We start from the raw sequence: 17,452 nt of genomic DNA on the forward strand, positions 1-17,452 counted from the left end.
CGATTCGTGCGTCGTACGCAACACACTCACACTCCGCCCACTACTAATACATTGGCGGAGTTCTCCATGGATCACTCACTCAAACCCTTGCGCTTCCCCCTCGCTGCCCTGGCAGTGGTGGTGCTCAGCGCCTGTGGCCGCACACCAGACGCCATGCAGGCTCCCGCCGCACCCAAGGTCAGCGTCGCCAAGGTGATCGAGCAGCCGATCAACGAATGGGACGAGTTCACCGGCCGCCTGGAAGCGCCGGAAACCGTCGAGGTGCGCCCGCGGGTCTCTGGCCAGATCGACCTGGTGGCCTTCACCGAAGGCGCCCAGGTGAAAAAAGGCGACCTGCTGTTCCAGATCGACCCACGCCCGTTCCAGGCTGAGGTACGCCGCCTCGAAGCCCAGGTGCAGCAGGCCAAGGCCACCGCCATCCGCAGCGCCAACGAGGCCCGCCGTGGCGAGCGCCTGCGCGACAGCAACGCGATCTCCGCCGAGCTTGCCGAGTCGCGCAGCAGCGCCGCTGCCGAAGCCCGTGCCGGGGTCGATGCCATCCAGGCACAACTGGACCTGGCCCGCCTGAACCTGAGCTTCACCCGGGTCACCGCGCCGATCAGCGGCCGCGTCAGCCGCGCCCAGTTCACCGCCGGCAACATCGTCAGCGCCGACGTCACGCCGCTGACCAGCGTGGTCTCCACCGACAAGGTGTACGCCTACTTCGACGCCGACGAGCGCGTGTACCTCAAGTACACCCAGCTGGCGCGTGAAGGCCAGCGCGGCCAGAGCACCCCGGTGTACCTGGGCCTGACCAACGAAACCGGCAACCCGCACCTGGGCCAGATGAACTTCGTCGACAACCAGGTCAACCCGCGCACCGGCACCATCCGTGGCCGCGCCGTGTTCGACAACCGCGACGGCCAGTTCACCCCCGGCCTGTACGCACGCCTGAAGCTGGTCGGCAGCGCCCAGTACGACGCCGTGCTGATCAACGACGAAGCCGTCGGCACCGACCTTGGCAAGAAGTTCGTGCTGGTCATGGACAAGGACAACAAGGCCGCCTACCGCGCCGTGGAACTCGGGCCGAAGCTCGAAGGCCTGCGCATCGTGCGCAGCGGCCTGGGCAAGGACGACCGCATCGTGGTCAAGGGCTTGCAGCGTGTGCGCCCAGGCTCGCCAGTCACTCCGGAGGAAACCCAGATGGCCAGCGAACAGACCCTCGCCGCCCTCGCCCAGCAGCGCCAGGCCCTCGAAGCCAGCAACCCGGCGCCCAAAGTCGCGGGTGCCAACGTCAAAGTCGCCAGCGCCCAAGCGCCACGCGGTTAAGGGACAACACCGATGAACTTCTCGAAATTCTTCATTACCCGGCCGATCTTCGCCGCGGTGCTGTCGCTGGTGCTGCTGATCGCGGGCTCGATCTCGCTGTTCCAGCTGCCGATCAGCGAATACCCCGAAGTGGTACCGCCCACTGTGGTGGTGCGCGCCAACTTCCCCGGCGCCAACCCCAAGGTCATCGGCGAAACCGTCGCCGCACCGCTGGAGCAGGCCATCACCGGTGTCGAGAACATGCTGTACATGTCCTCGCAGTCCACCGCCGACGGCAAGCTCACCCTGACCATCACCTTCGCCCTGGGCACCGACCTGGACAACGCCCAGGTACAGGTGCAGAACCGCGTGACCCGTACCCAGCCCAAGCTGCCGGAAGAAGTGACGCGTATCGGTATCACCGTCGACAAGGCCTCGCCCGACCTGACCATGGTCGTGCACCTGACCTCGCCGGATAACCGCTACGACATGCTCTACCTGTCCAACTACGCCATCCTCAACATCAAGGACGAGCTCGCTCGCCTGGGTGGCGTGGGCGACGTGCAACTGTTCGGCATGGGCGACTACTCGCTGCGGGTATGGCTCGACCCGAACAAGACCGCTTCGCGCAACCTGACCGCCAGCGATGTGGTGGCCGCGATTCGCGAACAGAACCGCCAGGTCGCCGCCGGTCAACTGGGCGCCCCGCCCGCCCCCGGCTCCACCAGCTTCCAGCTGTCGATCAACACCCAGGGGCGCCTGGTCAACGAGGAAGAGTTCGAGAACATCATCATCCGTGCGGGTGCCGATGGCGAAATCACCCGCCTGAAGGACATCGCCCGGGTCGAACTCGGCTCCAGCCAGTACGCCCTGCGCTCGCTGCTGAACAACCAGCCGGCCGTGGCCATCCCGATCTTCCAGCGCCCAGGCTCCAACGCCATCGATATCTCCGACGAAGTGCGGGCGAAGATGGCCGAGCTGAAGAAAGACTTCCCCGAAGGCATGGACTACAGCATCGTCTATGACCCGACCGTGTTCGTCCGCGGCTCCATCGAGGCCGTGGTGCACACCCTGTTCGAAGCGCTGATCCTGGTGGTACTGGTCGTCATCCTGTTCCTGCAGACCTGGCGCGCCTCGATCATCCCGTTGCTGGCCGTGCCGGTATCGCTGATCGGTACCTTCGCGGTGATGCACCTGTTCGGCTTCTCGCTCAACGCCCTGTCGCTGTTCGGCCTGGTGCTGGCCATCGGTATCGTGGTGGACGACGCCATCGTGGTGGTGGAGAACGTCGAGCGCAACATCGGGCTGGGTCTGAAACCGCTGCAAGCCACGCAAAAGGCCATGAGCGAAGTGACTGGGCCGATCATCGCCACGGCGCTGGTGCTGTGCGCCGTGTTCGTGCCGGCGGCGTTCATCTCTGGCCTTACCGGGCAGTTCTACAAGCAGTTCGCCCTGACCATCGCCATCTCCACCGTGATCTCGGCGTTCAACTCGCTGACCCTGTCGCCGGCCCTGGCCGCCGTGCTGCTCAAGGACCACCATGCACCCAAGGACCGTTTCTCGCGGTTCCTGGAAAAACTGCTGGGCAGCTGGCTGTTCGCCCCGTTCAACCGCTTCTTCGACCGCGCCAGCCATGGCTACGTCGGTGGCGTGCGCCGGGTCATCCGCTCCAGCGGCATCGCCCTGTTCGTCTACGCAGGCCTCATGGGCCTGACCTACCTGGGCTTCTCGAGCACCCCGACCGGCTTCGTCCCGGCCCAGGACAAGCAGTACCTGGTGGCCTTCGCCCAGTTGCCGGACGCGGCCAGCCTGGACCGCACCGAGGCGGTGATCAAGCGCATGAGCGAGATCGCCCTCAAGCAACCGGGCGTGGCCGATTCGGTGGCCTTCCCGGGCCTGTCGATCAACGGTTTCACCAACAGCCCCAACAGCGGCATCGTGTTCACCCCGCTCAAGCCGTTTGACGAGCGCAAGGACCCGAGCCAGTCGGCGGCGGCCATCGCGGCAGCCTTGAACGCCCAGTTCGCCGATATCCAGGACGCCTACATCGCGATCTTCCCGCCACCGCCGGTACAAGGCCTTGGCACCATCGGCGGCTTCCGCCTGCAGATCGAGGACCGTGGCAACCTGGGCTACGAAGCGCTGTACAAAGAGACCCAGAACATCATCGCCAAGAGCCACAACGTGCCGGAACTGGCGGGCCTGTTCACCAGCTACCAGGTCAACGTGCCCCAGGTCGATGCCGCCATCGACCGGGAAAAGGCCAAGACCCACGGCGTGGCGATCACCGACATCTTCGACACCCTGCAGGTCTACCTGGGTTCGCTGTACACCAACGACTTCAACCGCTTTGGCCGCACCTACCAGGTCAACGTCCAGGCCGAACAGCAGTTCCGCCTCGACGCCGAGCAGATCGGCCAGCTGAAGGTGCGCAACAACCAGGGCGAGATGATCCCGCTGGCGACCTTCCTCAAGGTCAGCGATACCTCGGGGCCTGACCGCGTCATGCACTACAACGGCTTCATCACCGCCGAGATCAATGGCGCCGCAGCCCCTGGCTACAGCTCCGGCCAGGCCGAGGCGGCGATCGAGAAACTGCTCAAGGAAGAGCTGCCCAACGGCATGACCTTCGAGTGGACCGACCTGACCTACCAGCAGATCCTCTCGGGCAACACCGCGCTGTTCGTGTTCCCGCTGTGCGTGCTGCTGGCGTTCCTGGTGCTGGCGGCCCAGTACGAAAGCTGGAGCCTGCCGCTGGCGGTGATCCTGATCGTGCCGATGACCCTGCTGTCGGCCATCACCGGCGTGATCGTCTCGGGTGGCGACAACAACATCTTCACCCAGATCGGTTTGATCGTACTGGTGGGCCTGGCATGCAAGAACGCGATCCTGATCGTCGAGTTCGCCAAGGATGAACAGGCCAAGGGCCTCGACCCGCTGGCTGCGGTACTGGAAGCCTGCCGCCTGCGCCTGCGGCCGATCCTGATGACCTCGATCGCCTTCATCATGGGTGTGGTGCCGCTGGTGTTCAGCTCCGGTGCCGGCTCGGAAATGCGTCACGCCATGGGTGTGGCGGTGTTCTCGGGGATGATCGGGGTGACCGTGTTCGGCCTGTTCCTGACCCCGGTGTTCTTCTTCCTGATCCGCCGCTTCGTCGAGCGTCGCCAGGCCCGCAAGGCCGAGCGCGCACTGCCGCTGGAGAACCACGCATGAACCTGCTCAAACCCCTGACCCCGAGCCTGTTGGCGCTGGCCCTGGCGGCCTGCGCCGTGGGCCCGGACTACAAGGCTCCGGCCACGGAGCCGGCCAGGCTCGACAGCAGCCTTGAAGCCAAGGCCTTCGACCGCAGCCGCTTCGAGAGCGTGTGGTGGAAGCAGTTCGACGACCCGGTGCTGAACCAGCTGGTGCAAGCCTCGCTGGACGGCAACCGCGACCTGCGCATCGCCTTCGCCCGCCTGAAAGCGGCGCGGGCGATCCGCGACGACGCCGCCAACGACCAGTTGCCGGTGGTCACCAGCCGCGCCAGCAGCGACCTGGGCAAGGGCCAGATCCCCGGCCAGACCGAGCGCCGGGTCAATAGCGAGCGTTACGACCTGGGGCTGGACATGGCCTGGGAGCTCGACCTGTTCGGCCGTATCCAGCGCCAGATCGAAGCCAGCGAAGCCCAGGAAGCGGCCGCCGAGGCCGACCTGCAGCAGCTGCAGGTGAGCCTGATCGCCGAGCTGGTGGATGCCTACGGCCAATTGCGCGGCGCCCAACTGCGCGAGCAGATCGCCGTGGCCAACCTCAAGACCCAGCAGCAATCGCGCGACATTACCGTCACCCTGCGTGACACCGGGGTCGGCAACGAGCTCGATGTGGTGCGCGCCGACGCCCGCCTGGCCGGTGTCGAAGCCACCGTGCCGCAGTTGCAGGCGGTGCAGGTGCGGGCAAAGAACCGCATCGCCACCCTGCTCGGCCAGCGCCCGGACGCCCTGACCGTGGACCTGTCGCCCAAGGCCCTGCCGGCCATCGCCAAGGCCCTGCCGGTGGGCGACCCCGGCGAGCTGCTGCGCCGCCGCCCGGACATCCGCAGCGCCGAACGCCAGTTGGCCGCGGCTACCGCCAATGTGGGCGTGGCCACCGCCGACCTGTTCCCACGGGTGAGTCTCAGCGGTTTCCTCGGTTTCACCGCCGCGCGCGGCTCGCAGATCGGCTCGGCCGCCTCCAACGCCTGGGCGCTGGGCCCGAGCATCACTTGGGCGGCATTCGACCTGGGCAGCGTGCGCGCCCGCCTGCGTGGCGCCAAGGCCGATGCCGACGGCGCGCTGGCCAACTATGAGCAGCAAGTGCTGCTGGCCCTGGAAGAGTCGGCCAACGCCTTCAGCGACTACGGCAAGCGCCAGCAGCGCTTGCTGGCGCTGATGCGCCAGAGCGATGCCAGCCGCAAGGCCGCCGAGCTGGCCTCGGTGCGCTACCGCGAAGGGACGGTGGATTACCTGGTGCTGCTCGATGCCGAGCGCGAACGCCTGAGCGCCGAAGACGCCCAGGCCCAGGGCGAGGTCGAGCTGTACAGCGGCATCGTGGCGATCTACAAGGCCCTGGGCGGTGGCTGGCAGCCGGAGGTGGTGGCCAGTACACGCTGAGTGACCTGTTGAATTGAAAGCTCCTTTGGTTGGATCCTCCCCCAACCGTTTGCCCCGATGGCCTTGGCTGTCGGGGCTTTTTTATGGCGGATTACAAATGCCACCGAATCAACGCGATCGTTTGTAGGAGCGGCCTTGTGTCGCGAAAGGGCCGCAAAGCGGCCGTTAACGCAACAACGCCTGAATCTGCTCATGCAGCGTATCCAGGTCGAACGGCTTGGCCAGGATCGGCGCCTTGCGCGCGATCGGGCTGCCCGACTCGAGGATCTCCGCCGGGTAGCCACTGATGAAGATAACCTTCAGCTCAGGCCGCAACTTCACCGCAGGCTCGGCAATTTCCACCCCGGTGATGCCGCCCGGCAGGCGAAAGTCGGTGACCATCAGGTCCAGGTGCGGTTTGCTGGCCAGGATCGCGAACGCCTGCTCGCCGTCTTCGGCCACCAGCACGTGGTAGCCCTCGCCCGCCAGGTAATCGCGCAGGATCATGCGGATCGCCGGTTCGTCCTCGACGATCAATACGACATCTTGTGCATCTTCGCTCATGACAACGCCTTCACATTCAACTCAGATGGCAATCAGACCCCGGCACTACGCCGAGGTTGCCTGTGTGTGGTCGCTTTGCTGCTGCACCCGTGGCAACGGCAGGTAGACGCTGAAGGTGGCACCGCTGCCCTCGGCGCTGTCGACCTGGATCCGCCCACCGTGGGCCAGCACGATCTGCTCGGAAATATACAGCCCCAGCCCTAGCCCGCCACTGGCTTGCTGGGCGGCGACGCGCTCGAACTGCTGGAAGATCCGCTGCTGGTTCTGCGCACTGATGCCGATGCCTGAATCCTGTACCTGGACGCAGGCCATGGCGCCCTCCTCGAACAAACGCACCTGCACCGGCTTGCGCTCGCCGTAGCGCAAGGCATTGGACAGCAAGTTGGCCAGCACTTGCTCAATACGGAATTCGTCCCACTCGCCGTGCAGGGTCTGGCAACGCTGCAGTTCGATGTGGGTCTCAAGGGCACTGGCCTGAGCACTGAAGTTCTGCACCAGACCTTGCACCAGCTGGCCGAGGTCGAAGGCCTTGGGCCGGATCGACAGCTTGCCGGTGCGGATGCGCGACACATCGAGCATGTCCTCGACCAGGCGGATCAGGCTGTTGATCTGCCGTTCGTCACGCTCGACCATGGCCTTGAGCTTGTCTTCGCTGAACGCCGCCAGGTTGCCGCGCGACAGGTGCATGCGGCGCAGCTGGGTTTCCAGGATCAGGCCGTTGAGCGGGGTACGCACTTCGTGGGAGACGATCGACATGAAGTCGTCGCGCATGCGCACCGCCCGCTCCAGCTCGCCGCGCGCCAGCTGCAACTGCGCCAGCAGTTGCTCCTGTTCGGCGCGGCTGTGTTCCAGCGCCTGCAACTGGCGGTCGAGGGCCTTGCGCTGGCGGAACAGGTCGATGAACACCGACACCTTGCTCTTCACCGCGACGGTATCCAGCGGCTTGTGCAGGAAGTCCACCGCGCCGCTTTCATACCCCTTGAACGCGTAGTTCATTTCGCGCCCGGCAGCGGTGACGAAGACGATGGGCACGTTGCGGGTCTTCTCCATGCCGCGCATCAGCTCGGCCAGTTCGAAGCCGTTCATGCCGGGCATCTGCACGTCGAGGATGGCCAGGGCGAACTCGTGGTCGAGCAGCAGCGACAACGCCTGTTCCGCCGACTGGGCCTGGTGGACCTCGCGGTCCTCGCCCTGGATCAGGGCACCGAGGGCCAGCAGGTTCTCCGGCAGGTCGTCGACGATCAGCAGTTTGGCGGTGATGTTGCTTAGCATGCGTGGGGTTCCAAGGTGGCGAGCAACTGCCCGATACCGCTCAGGGAAAGGATATGGTCGGGGTTGTGCAGGGCCAGGGCGGCCTCCGGCATCAGCGCGACCTGCGCATCGCGAGGGTCCTGGACCACGGTCCGGCCGCCGCTTCGTTTGATCTGCAACAGCCCACGGGCGCCGTCTTCGTTGGCACCGGTCAGCAGTATACCGAGCAGACCCGGGCCGTAGGCATCCGCCGCCGAGGCGAACAGGTAGTCGATGGCCGGCCGGGAAAAATGCACCGGCTCTTCCTGGCTGAGGGACAGCGTCAGGTCCTGCTCCACCGACAGGTGGTAGCGGGGCCCGGCGACGTAGATCAGCCCTGCTTCGATAGGTGCCTTGTCGCAGGCTTCGCGCACCGGACGGTGCAGGCGGCGCTGCAGCACTTCGGCCAGTTGGCTGTGGCGGTTGTCCGGCAGGTGCAGCACGCACAGCACCGGGATGGCGAAACCTTGCGGCAACGCGCCGAGCACGCTGAACAGCGCGCTGACGCCGCCCGCCGAGGCGCCGATGACCACCGCACGCACGCCGTTCATGACTTGCGGTAGATCCGTTCAGGCCGCACCAACGGCTCGAAACCGTCGCTGTAGGCCGAGAAATCCACCGACTCCTTGCTGCCCAGCACCAGGAAGCCACGGTGGCACAGCGACTCGTGGAACAACCCCAGGGCGCGGTCCTGCAGGGTCTTGTTGAAATAGATCAGCACGTTGCGGCACGACACCAGTTGGGTCTCGGAAAACACGCTGTCGGTGGCCAGGCTGTGGTCGGCGAAGGTCACGTTGTCGCGCAGGCTGCTGTCCATGATGGCGTTGCCGTAGGCGGCGGTGTAGTACTCGGCGAAGTCGCGCCGGCCACCGGCCTTGCGGTAGTTCTCTTCGTACTCGCGCATGCTCTGCAGCGAATAGATGCCCTGCTTGGCGCGCTCCAGCGAGTGCGGGTTGATGTCGGTGGCATACAGGATGGTGCGCTCCAGCAAGCCCTCCTCGCGCAGCAGGATGGCCATGGAATAGACCTCCTCGCCCGTGCTGCAACCGGCGATCCAGATCTTGATCGAGGGCCAGGTGCGCAGCAGCGGCACCACTTCGTTGCGCAGCGCCAGGAAGTGGCCGGGGTCGCGGAACATCTCGCTGACCGGGATCGTCAGGTACTGCAGCAGCTCCATGAACATGCCCGGGTCGTGCAGCACGCGCTCCTGCAGCGCGGTCACCGTGCGGCAGTCGAACTGGCGCAGGGCGTGCAGGATCCGGCGCTTGATCGACGCGCCGGAGTAGTCGCGAAAGTCGTAGCTGTACTTGAGGTAGATCGCCTCGATCAGCAACCGGATTTCAATGTCGGTGTTGCGTTCACTGGTCAAGATGTCAGATTCGCTCCAATTGCGGCAGCCACACGCGGATCAGCGAGAACAGGCGGTCCAGGTCGATCGGTTTGGCCAGGTAATCGTTGGCGCCGGCCTGCAGGCAGCGCTGCTGGTCGTCCTTCATCGCCTTGGCGGTCACGGCGATGATCGGCAGCTTGCGCCAGCGCGGCTGCTGGCGGATCAGGCGGGTGGCTTCGTAGCCGTCCATCTCCGGCATCATCACGTCCATCAGCACCAGGTCGATGTCGTCGTTGGCCTCGAGCGCCTCGATGGCTTCACGCCCGTTGCGGCCGATCTCGACGATGGCGCCCTTGTGCTCCAGGGCGCTGGTGAGGGCGAAGATGTTGCGCACATCGTCGTCCACCAGCAGGATCTTGCGCCCCTCGAACACCTTGTCGCGGCTGCGCGCGGTCTTGAGCATGCGCTGGCGCTCGTTGGACAGCTGCGACTCGACCTTGTGCAGGAACAGCGTGACTTCGTCGAGCAGGCGCTCCGGCGAACGTGCGCCCTTGATGATGATCGAGCGCGAGTATTTGAGCAGGTCGGCCTCTTCCTCGCGGGTGAGGTTGCGCCCGGTGTAGACGATCACCGGCGGGAAGCTGCGGATGTCCTCGGCGGTCATGCGCTTGAGCAGCTCGTTGCCGAGCATGTCGGGCAGCTTGAGGTCGATGATCATGCAGTCGTAGATGTTCTCGCGCAGCAGCGCCAGGGCGTCCTGGGCCAGGGCCACGGCGGTGATCTGGATGTCGTCGTCGCCGATCAGGCGGGCGATGCTCTCGCGCTGCAGGTCGTCGTCTTCCACCAGCAGGATGTGCTTGAGCTTCTGGGTAAGCTTGGCCTCCAGGCGGGCGAACACCGCCTTGAGCTCGTCGCGGCTGGTGGGTTTAACCGCGTAGCCCACCGCGCCCATGTGCATGGCCGCCTCGACGCGGTCTTCCACCGAGATGATGTGCACCGGGATATGCCGGGTGCCGGCCTGCTCCTTGAGGCGCTGCAGCACGGTAAGCCCGGAATGGTCGGGCAGGCGCATGTCCAGCAGGATGGCGTCGGGCAGGTACTGGGCGGCCAGTTCGAAGCCTTCGTCGGCGCTCTGCGCCACCAGGCAGCTGTAGCCCAGTTCGTGGGCCAGGTCGTAGAGGATGCGGGCGAAGTTCGGTTCGTCCTCGACCACCAGGATGCAGCGGTTGCTGAATGGCGCCAGTTCGCGGTCGTCGGTGAACGCAGGTTTCGGCCGTTCGGCACGCGCCGGTACCACCGCCTGCGGCGCCGGGGGCAGCTCATCGACCGCCGGGCGCAGGCTGTGCACCGCTTTCTGCTCGGCCGAGGGCTCGTAGCGCTCGGGCAGGATCAGGTTGAACACGCTGCCCTGCCCTGGGCTGCTGTCGACGCTGATCTGCCCGCCGAGCAGGTGGGCCAGGTCGCGCGAGATCGACAGGCCCAGCCCGGTACCACCGTAGCGGCGGTTGCTGGTGCCATCGACCTGGTGGAAGGCGCCGAAGATCGCCTGCTGCTGGTCGGCGGCAATGCCGATGCCGGTGTCACGCACGGCGAACACGATGCCCATGCCCACCTGGTGGCTGATGCGCAGGCTCACCTGGCCGCGCTCGGTGAACTTGACGGCGTTGGACAGCAAATTCTTGAGGATCTGCTCCAGGCGCTGGCGGTCGGTGAACAGCGTCGCCGGCAGGGGTTGTTCGAGCTGCACCTCGAAATCCAGGCCCTTGTCCTGGGCCAGCGGCCGGAACATGCTCTGCAGGCCTTCGACCAGACGCTCCAGCGGGGTGGTTTCGGCGCGCACTTCAAGCTTGCCGGCCTCGACCTTGGCGATGTCGAGAATGTCGTTGATCAGGTTGAGCAGGTCGTTGCCGGCCGAGTAGATCGACTCGGCGAACTTGACCTGCTCCTGGCTGAGGTTGCCCTCGCCGTTCTCGGCCAGCAGCTTGGCCAGGATCAGCGAACTGTTGAGCGGCGTGCGCAGCTCGTGGGACATGTTGGCGAGGAATTCCGACTTGTACTTGCTCGATCGCTGCAGGTCGTCGGCGCGCGCCTGCAGCTCCACCTGAGCCTGATTCAGCTCGCTGTTCTTGCGGTCCAGGGCGTCGGTGCGCTCGGCCAGTTGTTCGTTGGTCTGCTCCAGTTCCGCCTGCTGCGTCTCCAGGTAGGCCTGGGACTCCTTCAGTACCCGCGACTGTTCTTCCAGCTCTTCGTTGGCCGACTTGAGCTCCTCCTGCTGGACCTGCAGTTCCTCGTTGAGCTGCTGGGTCTCGGCCAGCACTTCCTGCAGGCGCTGGCGGTAGCGGGCGCTTTCGATGGAGATGCCGATGTTCTCGGCCACACGTTCCAGCAGCTCGACATCCCGGTCGTGCAATGGGCGCAGGAAGCCGATTTCCACGACGCCATTGATGCGGCCGTCATCCCGGGCAGGCATCAGCAGGCCGCTGCGCGGCAAGCCACGGCCAAGGCCGGAGCTGAGCTGGTAGTAGTCCTCGGGCAAGTCATCCAGGCGGATCAGCCGCCCCTGCATCACGGCCTGGGCCAGCAGGCCGCCATGTTCCCCCAGCACCTGTTCTTTGCCTTGCTGCTCGGCATCCAGGCCGTAGCTGGCCACCCGCACCAGGTGCCCGTGCTCGTCACGCACATAAAGGGCACCGACCACGCTCCCCAGGTAGCCGGCGAAACAGCGCAGGATGTTGTCACCGAGCATGGGCAGCGTCAGTTGCCCCATCATCTGTTCGCCCAGCTGAGTCTGCCCGGCGCGCAGCCAGGCCTGATGCTCCAGGCCATCGGCAGAGCGCTGCTGCGCCTGCAGGTTGTCGGCGTAGCTTGCCGAGAGCGCCAGCAGGTCGCGCCGCCCAAGGAAGGCGAGCAGCCCGCTCAGGGCGACGATGAACAGCACGAAAGCCGAGATGGCGGTGACCGTGACCGCACTGACCTTCTCGTTGCGTGCCATGCGCAGCTGCTGTTCGGCGCTGATGAAGCTGTCGAATTCCTTGCGGATCTCGTCGGTGATGCGCTTGCCACGGCCGGTGCCGATCGGCAGCTGATAGTCACCTTTGTTACGGCGCAGGTTGATCATCTCGCCGCCAAAGCTGTTCCACTCCCGTTGCAGCGCGATCAGCCGCTCGATCCGCTCGACCTGCTGCGGGTTGTCCGCCACCAACCCCTTGAGGCTGTCCAGGCTGCTGAAAATGCGCGGCTTGGCCACCTCGTAAGGGTCGAGAAAACGCTCTTCGCCGGTCAGCAGGTAACCGCGCATGCCGGTTTCCATGTCGATCGACAGCTTGACCGTTTCGTTGGCATTGCCGATCACCCGATCGGTGTGTTCGACCCATTGCATGGCCGAGAGCAGGTAGTTGATCACCGCCACAAACGCCACGGCGCCCAGCAGCCCGACGCCCAGCGGCAGGCCGACGTTGCGGGCGAGTAGCTTGCGAAAGCTGCGTTGATCCATCGAGGCTGTTTGAATCATGTGATAAGGCCCGAGCGAATAAAGTCCATTGAACAGTGCTGGCGGCTACATCCTGCAAGTGTATGACCCTGCGCCACACCGACCGGGAATACAGCGAGTCTAACCAGCTTTGGCGGTTCTGGCAGGGCATTTAGCCAGTATTTGAAGGCGCTGTGCGCCAATCGTTCCATCTGATTGCACACGCCGTTAAGCTGGGGAACTTCTAACCTGTCACGGGCACAGAGTAGATACCCCTTACGCGAAACAGGATCCGCACCATGCATCTTCTGGTAGTCGAGGACGACGACATCGTTCGTATGTTGATAGTCGATGTGCTCGACGAACTGGGCTACAAAACCATCGAGGCGGAAAACGCCGCGGCTGCATTGAAGGTTCTCGAAGATGCCGGGCAGTCGCTGGCGTTGATGATGACCGATGTCGGTTTGCCGGACATGCGCGGTGAAGAGCTGGCGGGCAAGGCCCGTGAGTTGCGGCCCCTGCTGCCTGTGCTGTTTGCCAGTGGGTTTGCCGAGAATGTGAATGTGCCGGAAGGCATGTACATGATTGCCAAGCCGTTCAGCATTGATCGGTTGAGGGACAAGGTGCGGGAGATTCTTGGGGCGGGGTGAGGTGGATGCTTTCTTCAAGGTCTGTTGGAGCACCTCGCAGCCCACCCCATCCCCATATGCTTAAATAGCGCCCTTTGCCCCAAGGCCCTCCCCCATGCCCCATCTCCTGGTCCTCAGCCACCGCTGGCCCGAACAACAGGCCTGCAGCGCCGGCCAGCACCTGCAGCAGATTCTCCAAGCCTTCCTGGCCGGCGGCTGGCAAGTCACCTTCGCCAGCTCGGCCCAACCCTGCGAGCGCAAGGCCGACCTGGCGGCACTTGGCGTGATCGAGCAGCACATCCGCGCTGATGATCAGGCCTTCTTGACCAGCCAGGCCGCAGACGTAGTGCTGTTCGGCAGTTTCACCAGCGAAGAGCACTACGCCAGCCAGGTCACCCAGCACATCCCCCAAGCCCTGCGCGTGCTGCTCACCGGCGGCCTGCAAAGCCTGCGCGAGACGCGTCAGCAACTGCTGCGCCGCCGCCTGATCGAAGGCCTCGACCCGAACGACTTCCGCGCCCTGTTCGCCACCAGCGGCCCGGACCTCTATCGACACATGGCGCCCGCCGAGCTGACCCAGCGCGAACTGGCGGCCGTGTGGCGCTGCGACCTGACGCTACTCACCTCGCAAGCCGAGCTCGACCTGGTGGTCAACGGCTTTGGCATTCCGGAATACCTGCTGCATTACTGCCCGCCACTGATCGAGCAGGCGACGCCGCTGCGCCCGTTCGCCGAGCGCCAGCACTTCGTGTGCCTGGGCGACTTCGCCTCGCCTGCCCAGCATGATGCGCTGCTGTGGCTCAGGCACAACCTCTGGCCGGTGCTGCGCCGCCAACTGCCCGAAGCGCAGCTGTTCCTCCACGGCGCCAACCCGTCAGCCAGGAGCATGGCCTTGCATGCGCCGGAGCAGGGTTTGCATGTGATGGGCGAGGCGGCATGCGTCGAGACGCTGCTGGGCAGCGCCCGCGTGTATCTGGCGCCACTGCGTTCCGGCGCGGGCATCGACGGCCCGCTGCTCGAGGCCCTGCGCCAGGGCACGCCCTGCGTGACCACGCCGGTGGGTGCCGAAGGCATACAAGGGCAGCAACCCTGGCCGGGCAGCATTGCCGACACCGCCGAAGGGCTGGCCAAGGCGGCCGCGCAGCTGTACAGCGACGCGGCGCAGTGGCAGCGGGCGCAGGACGCCTGCGGGCCGCTGCTCAAGGCACGCTTCGACCGCCAGCGGCATGCCAGCGTGCTGCTCGGGCGTATTGAACACAGCCTCGTGCATATGCACGAACAGCGGCTGTACAACTTCGTCGGGGCTATGTTGCGGCGCGAACGCCGGTAACCCGCTGCTTGACGACCAGGCAGCACGGCCTCAGGGTTCGCGGCGCAACAGGTAGGTGTCCATGATCCAGCCCTTGCGCCGCCGGGCCTGCTCACGCGCGTCGAGAATCTGTGCCTTGACCTGTTGCAACGGCCCGGCAATCAGCAGCTCATCGGCCGTGCCCAGGTAGGCGCCCCAGTAGATCGTCAGTTGCGGGTCCTCCAGTGCGGCAAACGCGCACTGGCCATCGAGCATCACCAGCGCATTGTCGATCCGCGCCTGCCCAGCCAGGCGACGGCCCGGCAGCACGGTCAACGGCTCGCCGATGCGATTGAGAGGAACCTGATGCCTGGCCGCCAGGGCCTGGATACTGCTGATGCCGGGAATCACCTCAAGCCCCAGCGCAAGGCCACGCTGACGCACGAGCTCGAGGATGCGCAAGGTGCTGTCATACAACCCCGGCTCACCCCAAAGCAGGAAAGCGCCGACATCATCGGCCCCGAGTTCGTCCTCGATCAGCCGGGCATACAACGCGGCGCGCTGCACGTGCCAATCGTGCACGGCGGCAACGTAGTCCGCTGCCTGGGCATCGCGCTGTGGGTCGGCGACCTGTACCAGCCGGTAGCCACCATCAGGCAGGTAGCGTTCGAGGATGGTTTTGCGCAGGCCCACCAGCTCGTCCTTCTCCTGCCCCTTGTCGAGCACGAAGAACACCGTGGTGCGGCGCATGGCTTCGACGGCCTCGTAGGTGACCTGGCGCGGGTCGCCCGGGCCGATACCAATCAACAGAAGTTGCTTCATCACCTGCCCTGCCTGGTTACCGGCGGTCATTCTCGGATGACCACCGGTATTTGGCAAAGGGGGGGGGGGGCTTAGAACACCGAGAAGTTGTAGCTGACGATCACCCGCGTTTCGTCCATGTCCCGCGCCCACTTCTCGTAGTTGCTGCGGTAGGTGGAGTTGCGCAGGCGCACGCTGACGTCCTTGAACGTGCCGCTTTGCACCTGGTACTTGAGCTCGGTGTCGCGCTCCCACTCTTTGCCTTCGGCAGTGCTGCCCGGCACCTTGATGTTGTCGCCGTTGATGTAGCGGGTAAAGAACGTCAGGCCGGGAACGCCCATGGCCTTGAAGTCGTAGTCGTAACGCAGCTGCCAGGAGCGCTCCTGGGCGGCGGCGAAGTCGTTGACCTGGGCGTAGTTGACCAGGTACGGGTTGGTGCCGTCGAGGTACGGCATGGCGCTTTCGCCATACATGCGCTGCCAGCCGGCGCTGAGCTTGTGGCCGCCCAGGCTGTAGCCGAGCATGCCGCTGAAGGCGCGGTGGTCGATGTTGCCGGCGCGGGCGTTGCCGATGTCATCGCTCTTGATCAGGCGCAGGTCGGCCGACAGCGTACCCACCTGCAGCGGCTGGCTGGCAACCAGGCCGAGGAAGTGCTGGCGGTAGATATTCTCGAGCTTGGACACCTGGTACTGGACGCTGACACGTTCGTTGAAGCGGTAATCGATACCGCCCAAGTCGAAGTGGTCGGCCTCGATATCGCAGGCATAGCGCTTGTTCTTGCAATGCACGCGGATGTCCTGGCGGTCGGTGGAGTCCCGCGCGGTGTACTGGTTAAGGCGCGCCAGGGTGAACTTGAGGTCACGCACTTCTTCGGAGGTAAGCCAGGCACCGTGGAACATGGTCGGCAACAAACGGCCATCGTTGTACTTGAGCAGAGGTACGTCCGGCATCATCGAACCGTACTTGAGTACGGTATCGGAGACTTTCACCTTGCCGGCAATGCCCATCTTGGCGTACTGGTCGGCGGAGTGGCGCGGGTCATGCCCGGACGACGGCAGCAGCCCGCTGCTACTGTCGGCCGGGCTGGAATCCAGTTTGAAACCGACCATCCCCAAGGCATCCACCCCGAACCCAACCGGGCCTTGGGTATAACCGGACTGGACATTGAGGATGAACCCTTGCGCCCATTCTTCGCGCTTCGACGCGCCCTGGCTGGAACTGCTGTGACCATCACGGAAGTCGCGGTTGAAATAGACATTGCGGGCTTCGATCTTGGCACTGCTGTCTTCAACAAAACCGGCAGCCTGGGCACTGATACCGGCGCACAGCAAGAACAAGCCGGCAACACTGCGCCCGGGGGCGAGAGGAAAAGGGGCAAACATGCGAGGGAACATCCAGAGAAAGGCAAAAAACAATCCGGGCAGCCACCTGCACCGGCACTACGCGATGAACGAACAGATTTCGACCATCATCGCCAATTTTGCCCCGAAGGCTCTGGAATGAGCCATTGGACCATGGTCTAGCGCAGCCAAGAGCAGCCGGTGAAGCAGTTTCAAAGCGGTTGCGAAAAACCGGCAAAGTTCCCGGATAATGAATTGAAAGTTTACTGTTTACCCCCCTGCCCGCGACTACTACACTCACTAACAGCGAACAGCAATACCCACCCGCGTGGCCGGCGTCTAGTGTGACTTCCATGTTCGTTACGCCATGCCACGGCAGACTTACAGGAGTGATGACAGTGTCCAGACTTGCAGAGTTTCGTGCTGCCGAAAAAGCGCTACAGGAACAGATGGCACAACTGGAAGCGCTGAAAAAGGATGCCGGCCTCAAACGCGAAATCGAATTCGAGCAGAAACTAGTCGGCCTGATGAAAAGCTATGACAAGAGCCTGCGCGACATCATCGCCATTCTCGACCCCAAGGCGACCGCGCGGGGCCCGGCAGTTGCCGCCAAACAGCAACGCCGCCCCCGCGTGGTGAAGGTGTACGAGAACCCCCACACCGGCGAGCTGATCGAGACCAAAGGCGGCAACCACCGTGGGCTGAAAGCATGGAAAGAACAGTACGGGGCGCAGACCGTGGAAAGCTGGGTTCGCTGATGAAATGCCGACACCGGCTTCACACATTTTTCACAAGCGCTGTAACAGTATCGAACCAGCTAAAGGACTAGCGACCCCATCACGCGCCCGCA

The 17,452-nt window shown here is 64.6% G+C and carries 14 protein-coding genes; 7 read left to right on the forward strand and 7 right to left on the reverse strand.

The window, feature by feature from the left end:
* Positions 1–66: 66 nt before the first annotated feature.
* From mexE to DM373_RS16565, 3 genes are read left to right on the forward strand one after another with little or no spacing between them, the layout of a single operon-like run.
* Positions 67–1,308: a multidrug efflux RND transporter periplasmic adaptor subunit MexE gene (gene mexE, locus DM373_RS16555; protein WP_110994610.1), complete on the forward strand. Its 1,242-nt coding sequence runs from the start codon at positions 67–69 to the stop codon at positions 1,306–1,308.
* Between the two features lie 12 nt (positions 1,309–1,320).
* Positions 1,321–4,500, forward strand: coding sequence for an efflux RND transporter permease subunit (locus DM373_RS16560; protein WP_110994611.1), 3,180 nt, complete (start codon positions 1,321–1,323; stop codon positions 4,498–4,500).
* Positions 4,497–5,912: an efflux transporter outer membrane subunit gene (locus DM373_RS16565; protein ID WP_110994612.1), complete on the forward strand. Its 1,416-nt coding sequence runs from the start codon at positions 4,497–4,499 to the stop codon at positions 5,910–5,912. Before DM373_RS16560 ends, DM373_RS16565 begins: the two co-directional genes overlap by 4 nt.
* 165 nt (positions 5,913–6,077) lie before the next feature.
* Here the strand turns inward: DM373_RS16565 and DM373_RS16570 are convergent, their stop codons facing one another.
* The 5 genes from DM373_RS16570 to DM373_RS16590 are packed head-to-tail and all read right to left on the reverse strand — an operon-like array spanning position 6,078 to position 12,586.
* Positions 6,078–6,455 (reverse strand): response regulator, encoded by a 378-nt coding sequence (locus tag DM373_RS16570; protein WP_110994613.1) that lies wholly within the window; start codon positions 6,453–6,455, stop codon positions 6,078–6,080.
* A gap of 45 nt (positions 6,456–6,500) precedes the next feature.
* On the reverse strand, positions 6,501–7,727 hold the full coding sequence (locus tag DM373_RS16575) for a hybrid sensor histidine kinase/response regulator (protein ID WP_110994614.1): 1,227 nt from the start codon (positions 7,725–7,727) through the stop codon (positions 6,501–6,503).
* Positions 7,721–8,296: a chemotaxis protein CheB gene (locus DM373_RS16580; RefSeq protein WP_110994615.1), complete on the reverse strand. Its 576-nt coding sequence runs from the start codon at positions 8,294–8,296 to the stop codon at positions 7,721–7,723. Before DM373_RS16580 ends, DM373_RS16575 begins: the two co-directional genes overlap by 7 nt.
* On the reverse strand, positions 8,293–9,114 hold the full coding sequence (locus DM373_RS16585) for a CheR family methyltransferase (protein WP_110994616.1): 822 nt from the start codon (positions 9,112–9,114) through the stop codon (positions 8,293–8,295). The genes DM373_RS16580 and DM373_RS16585 overlap by 4 nt, the downstream gene beginning before the upstream one ends.
* 4 nt (positions 9,115–9,118) lie before the next feature.
* A complete protein-coding gene (locus DM373_RS16590) occupies positions 9,119–12,586 on the reverse strand; it encodes a response regulator (protein WP_110994617.1) in 3,468 nt (1,155 codons plus the stop codon).
* 257 nt (positions 12,587–12,843) lie between these two features.
* Here DM373_RS16590 and DM373_RS16595 point away from each other — a divergent pair, with 257 nt between their 5' ends.
* Both DM373_RS16595 and DM373_RS16600 read left to right on the forward strand, forming a co-directional pair.
* The gene (locus tag DM373_RS16595) at positions 12,844–13,194 is read left to right on the forward strand and encodes a response regulator (protein ID WP_110994618.1); all 351 of its coding nucleotides are present in this window, start codon (positions 12,844–12,846) and stop codon (positions 13,192–13,194) included.
* Positions 13,195–13,288: 94 nt separating this feature from the next.
* Positions 13,289–14,503, forward strand: coding sequence for a glycosyltransferase (locus DM373_RS16600; RefSeq protein WP_110994619.1), 1,215 nt, complete (start codon positions 13,289–13,291; stop codon positions 14,501–14,503).
* A 30-nt stretch (positions 14,504–14,533) separates the two neighbouring features.
* Here DM373_RS16600 and cobF read toward each other — a convergent pair whose 3' ends face one another.
* Both cobF and DM373_RS16610 read right to left on the reverse strand, forming a co-directional pair.
* Positions 14,534–15,283, reverse strand: coding sequence for a precorrin-6A synthase (deacetylating) (gene cobF, locus DM373_RS16605; RefSeq protein WP_110994652.1), 750 nt, complete (start codon positions 15,281–15,283; stop codon positions 14,534–14,536).
* A 71-nt stretch (positions 15,284–15,354) separates the two neighbouring features.
* A complete protein-coding gene (locus DM373_RS16610) occupies positions 15,355–16,644 on the reverse strand; it encodes an OprD family porin (protein ID WP_110994620.1) in 1,290 nt (429 codons plus the stop codon).
* Here DM373_RS16610 and DM373_RS29430 point away from each other — a divergent pair.
* Both DM373_RS29430 and DM373_RS16615 read left to right on the forward strand, forming a co-directional pair.
* Positions 16,643–16,765: a hypothetical protein gene (locus DM373_RS29430; RefSeq protein ID WP_267285395.1), complete on the forward strand. Its 123-nt coding sequence runs from the start codon at positions 16,643–16,645 to the stop codon at positions 16,763–16,765. The two genes, DM373_RS16610 and DM373_RS29430, sit on opposite strands and share 2 nt — an antisense overlap.
* Before the next feature lie 235 nt (positions 16,766–17,000).
* A complete protein-coding gene (locus tag DM373_RS16615) occupies positions 17,001–17,360 on the forward strand; it encodes a histone-like nucleoid-structuring protein, MvaT/MvaU family (protein WP_110994653.1) in 360 nt (119 codons plus the stop codon).
* The last annotated feature ends 92 nt before the right edge of the window (positions 17,361–17,452 follow it).

The sequence above is a fragment of the Pseudomonas sichuanensis genome, assembly GCF_003231305.1.
GTDB classification, from domain to species: Bacteria; Pseudomonadota; Gammaproteobacteria; order Pseudomonadales; family Pseudomonadaceae; genus Aquipseudomonas; species Aquipseudomonas sichuanensis.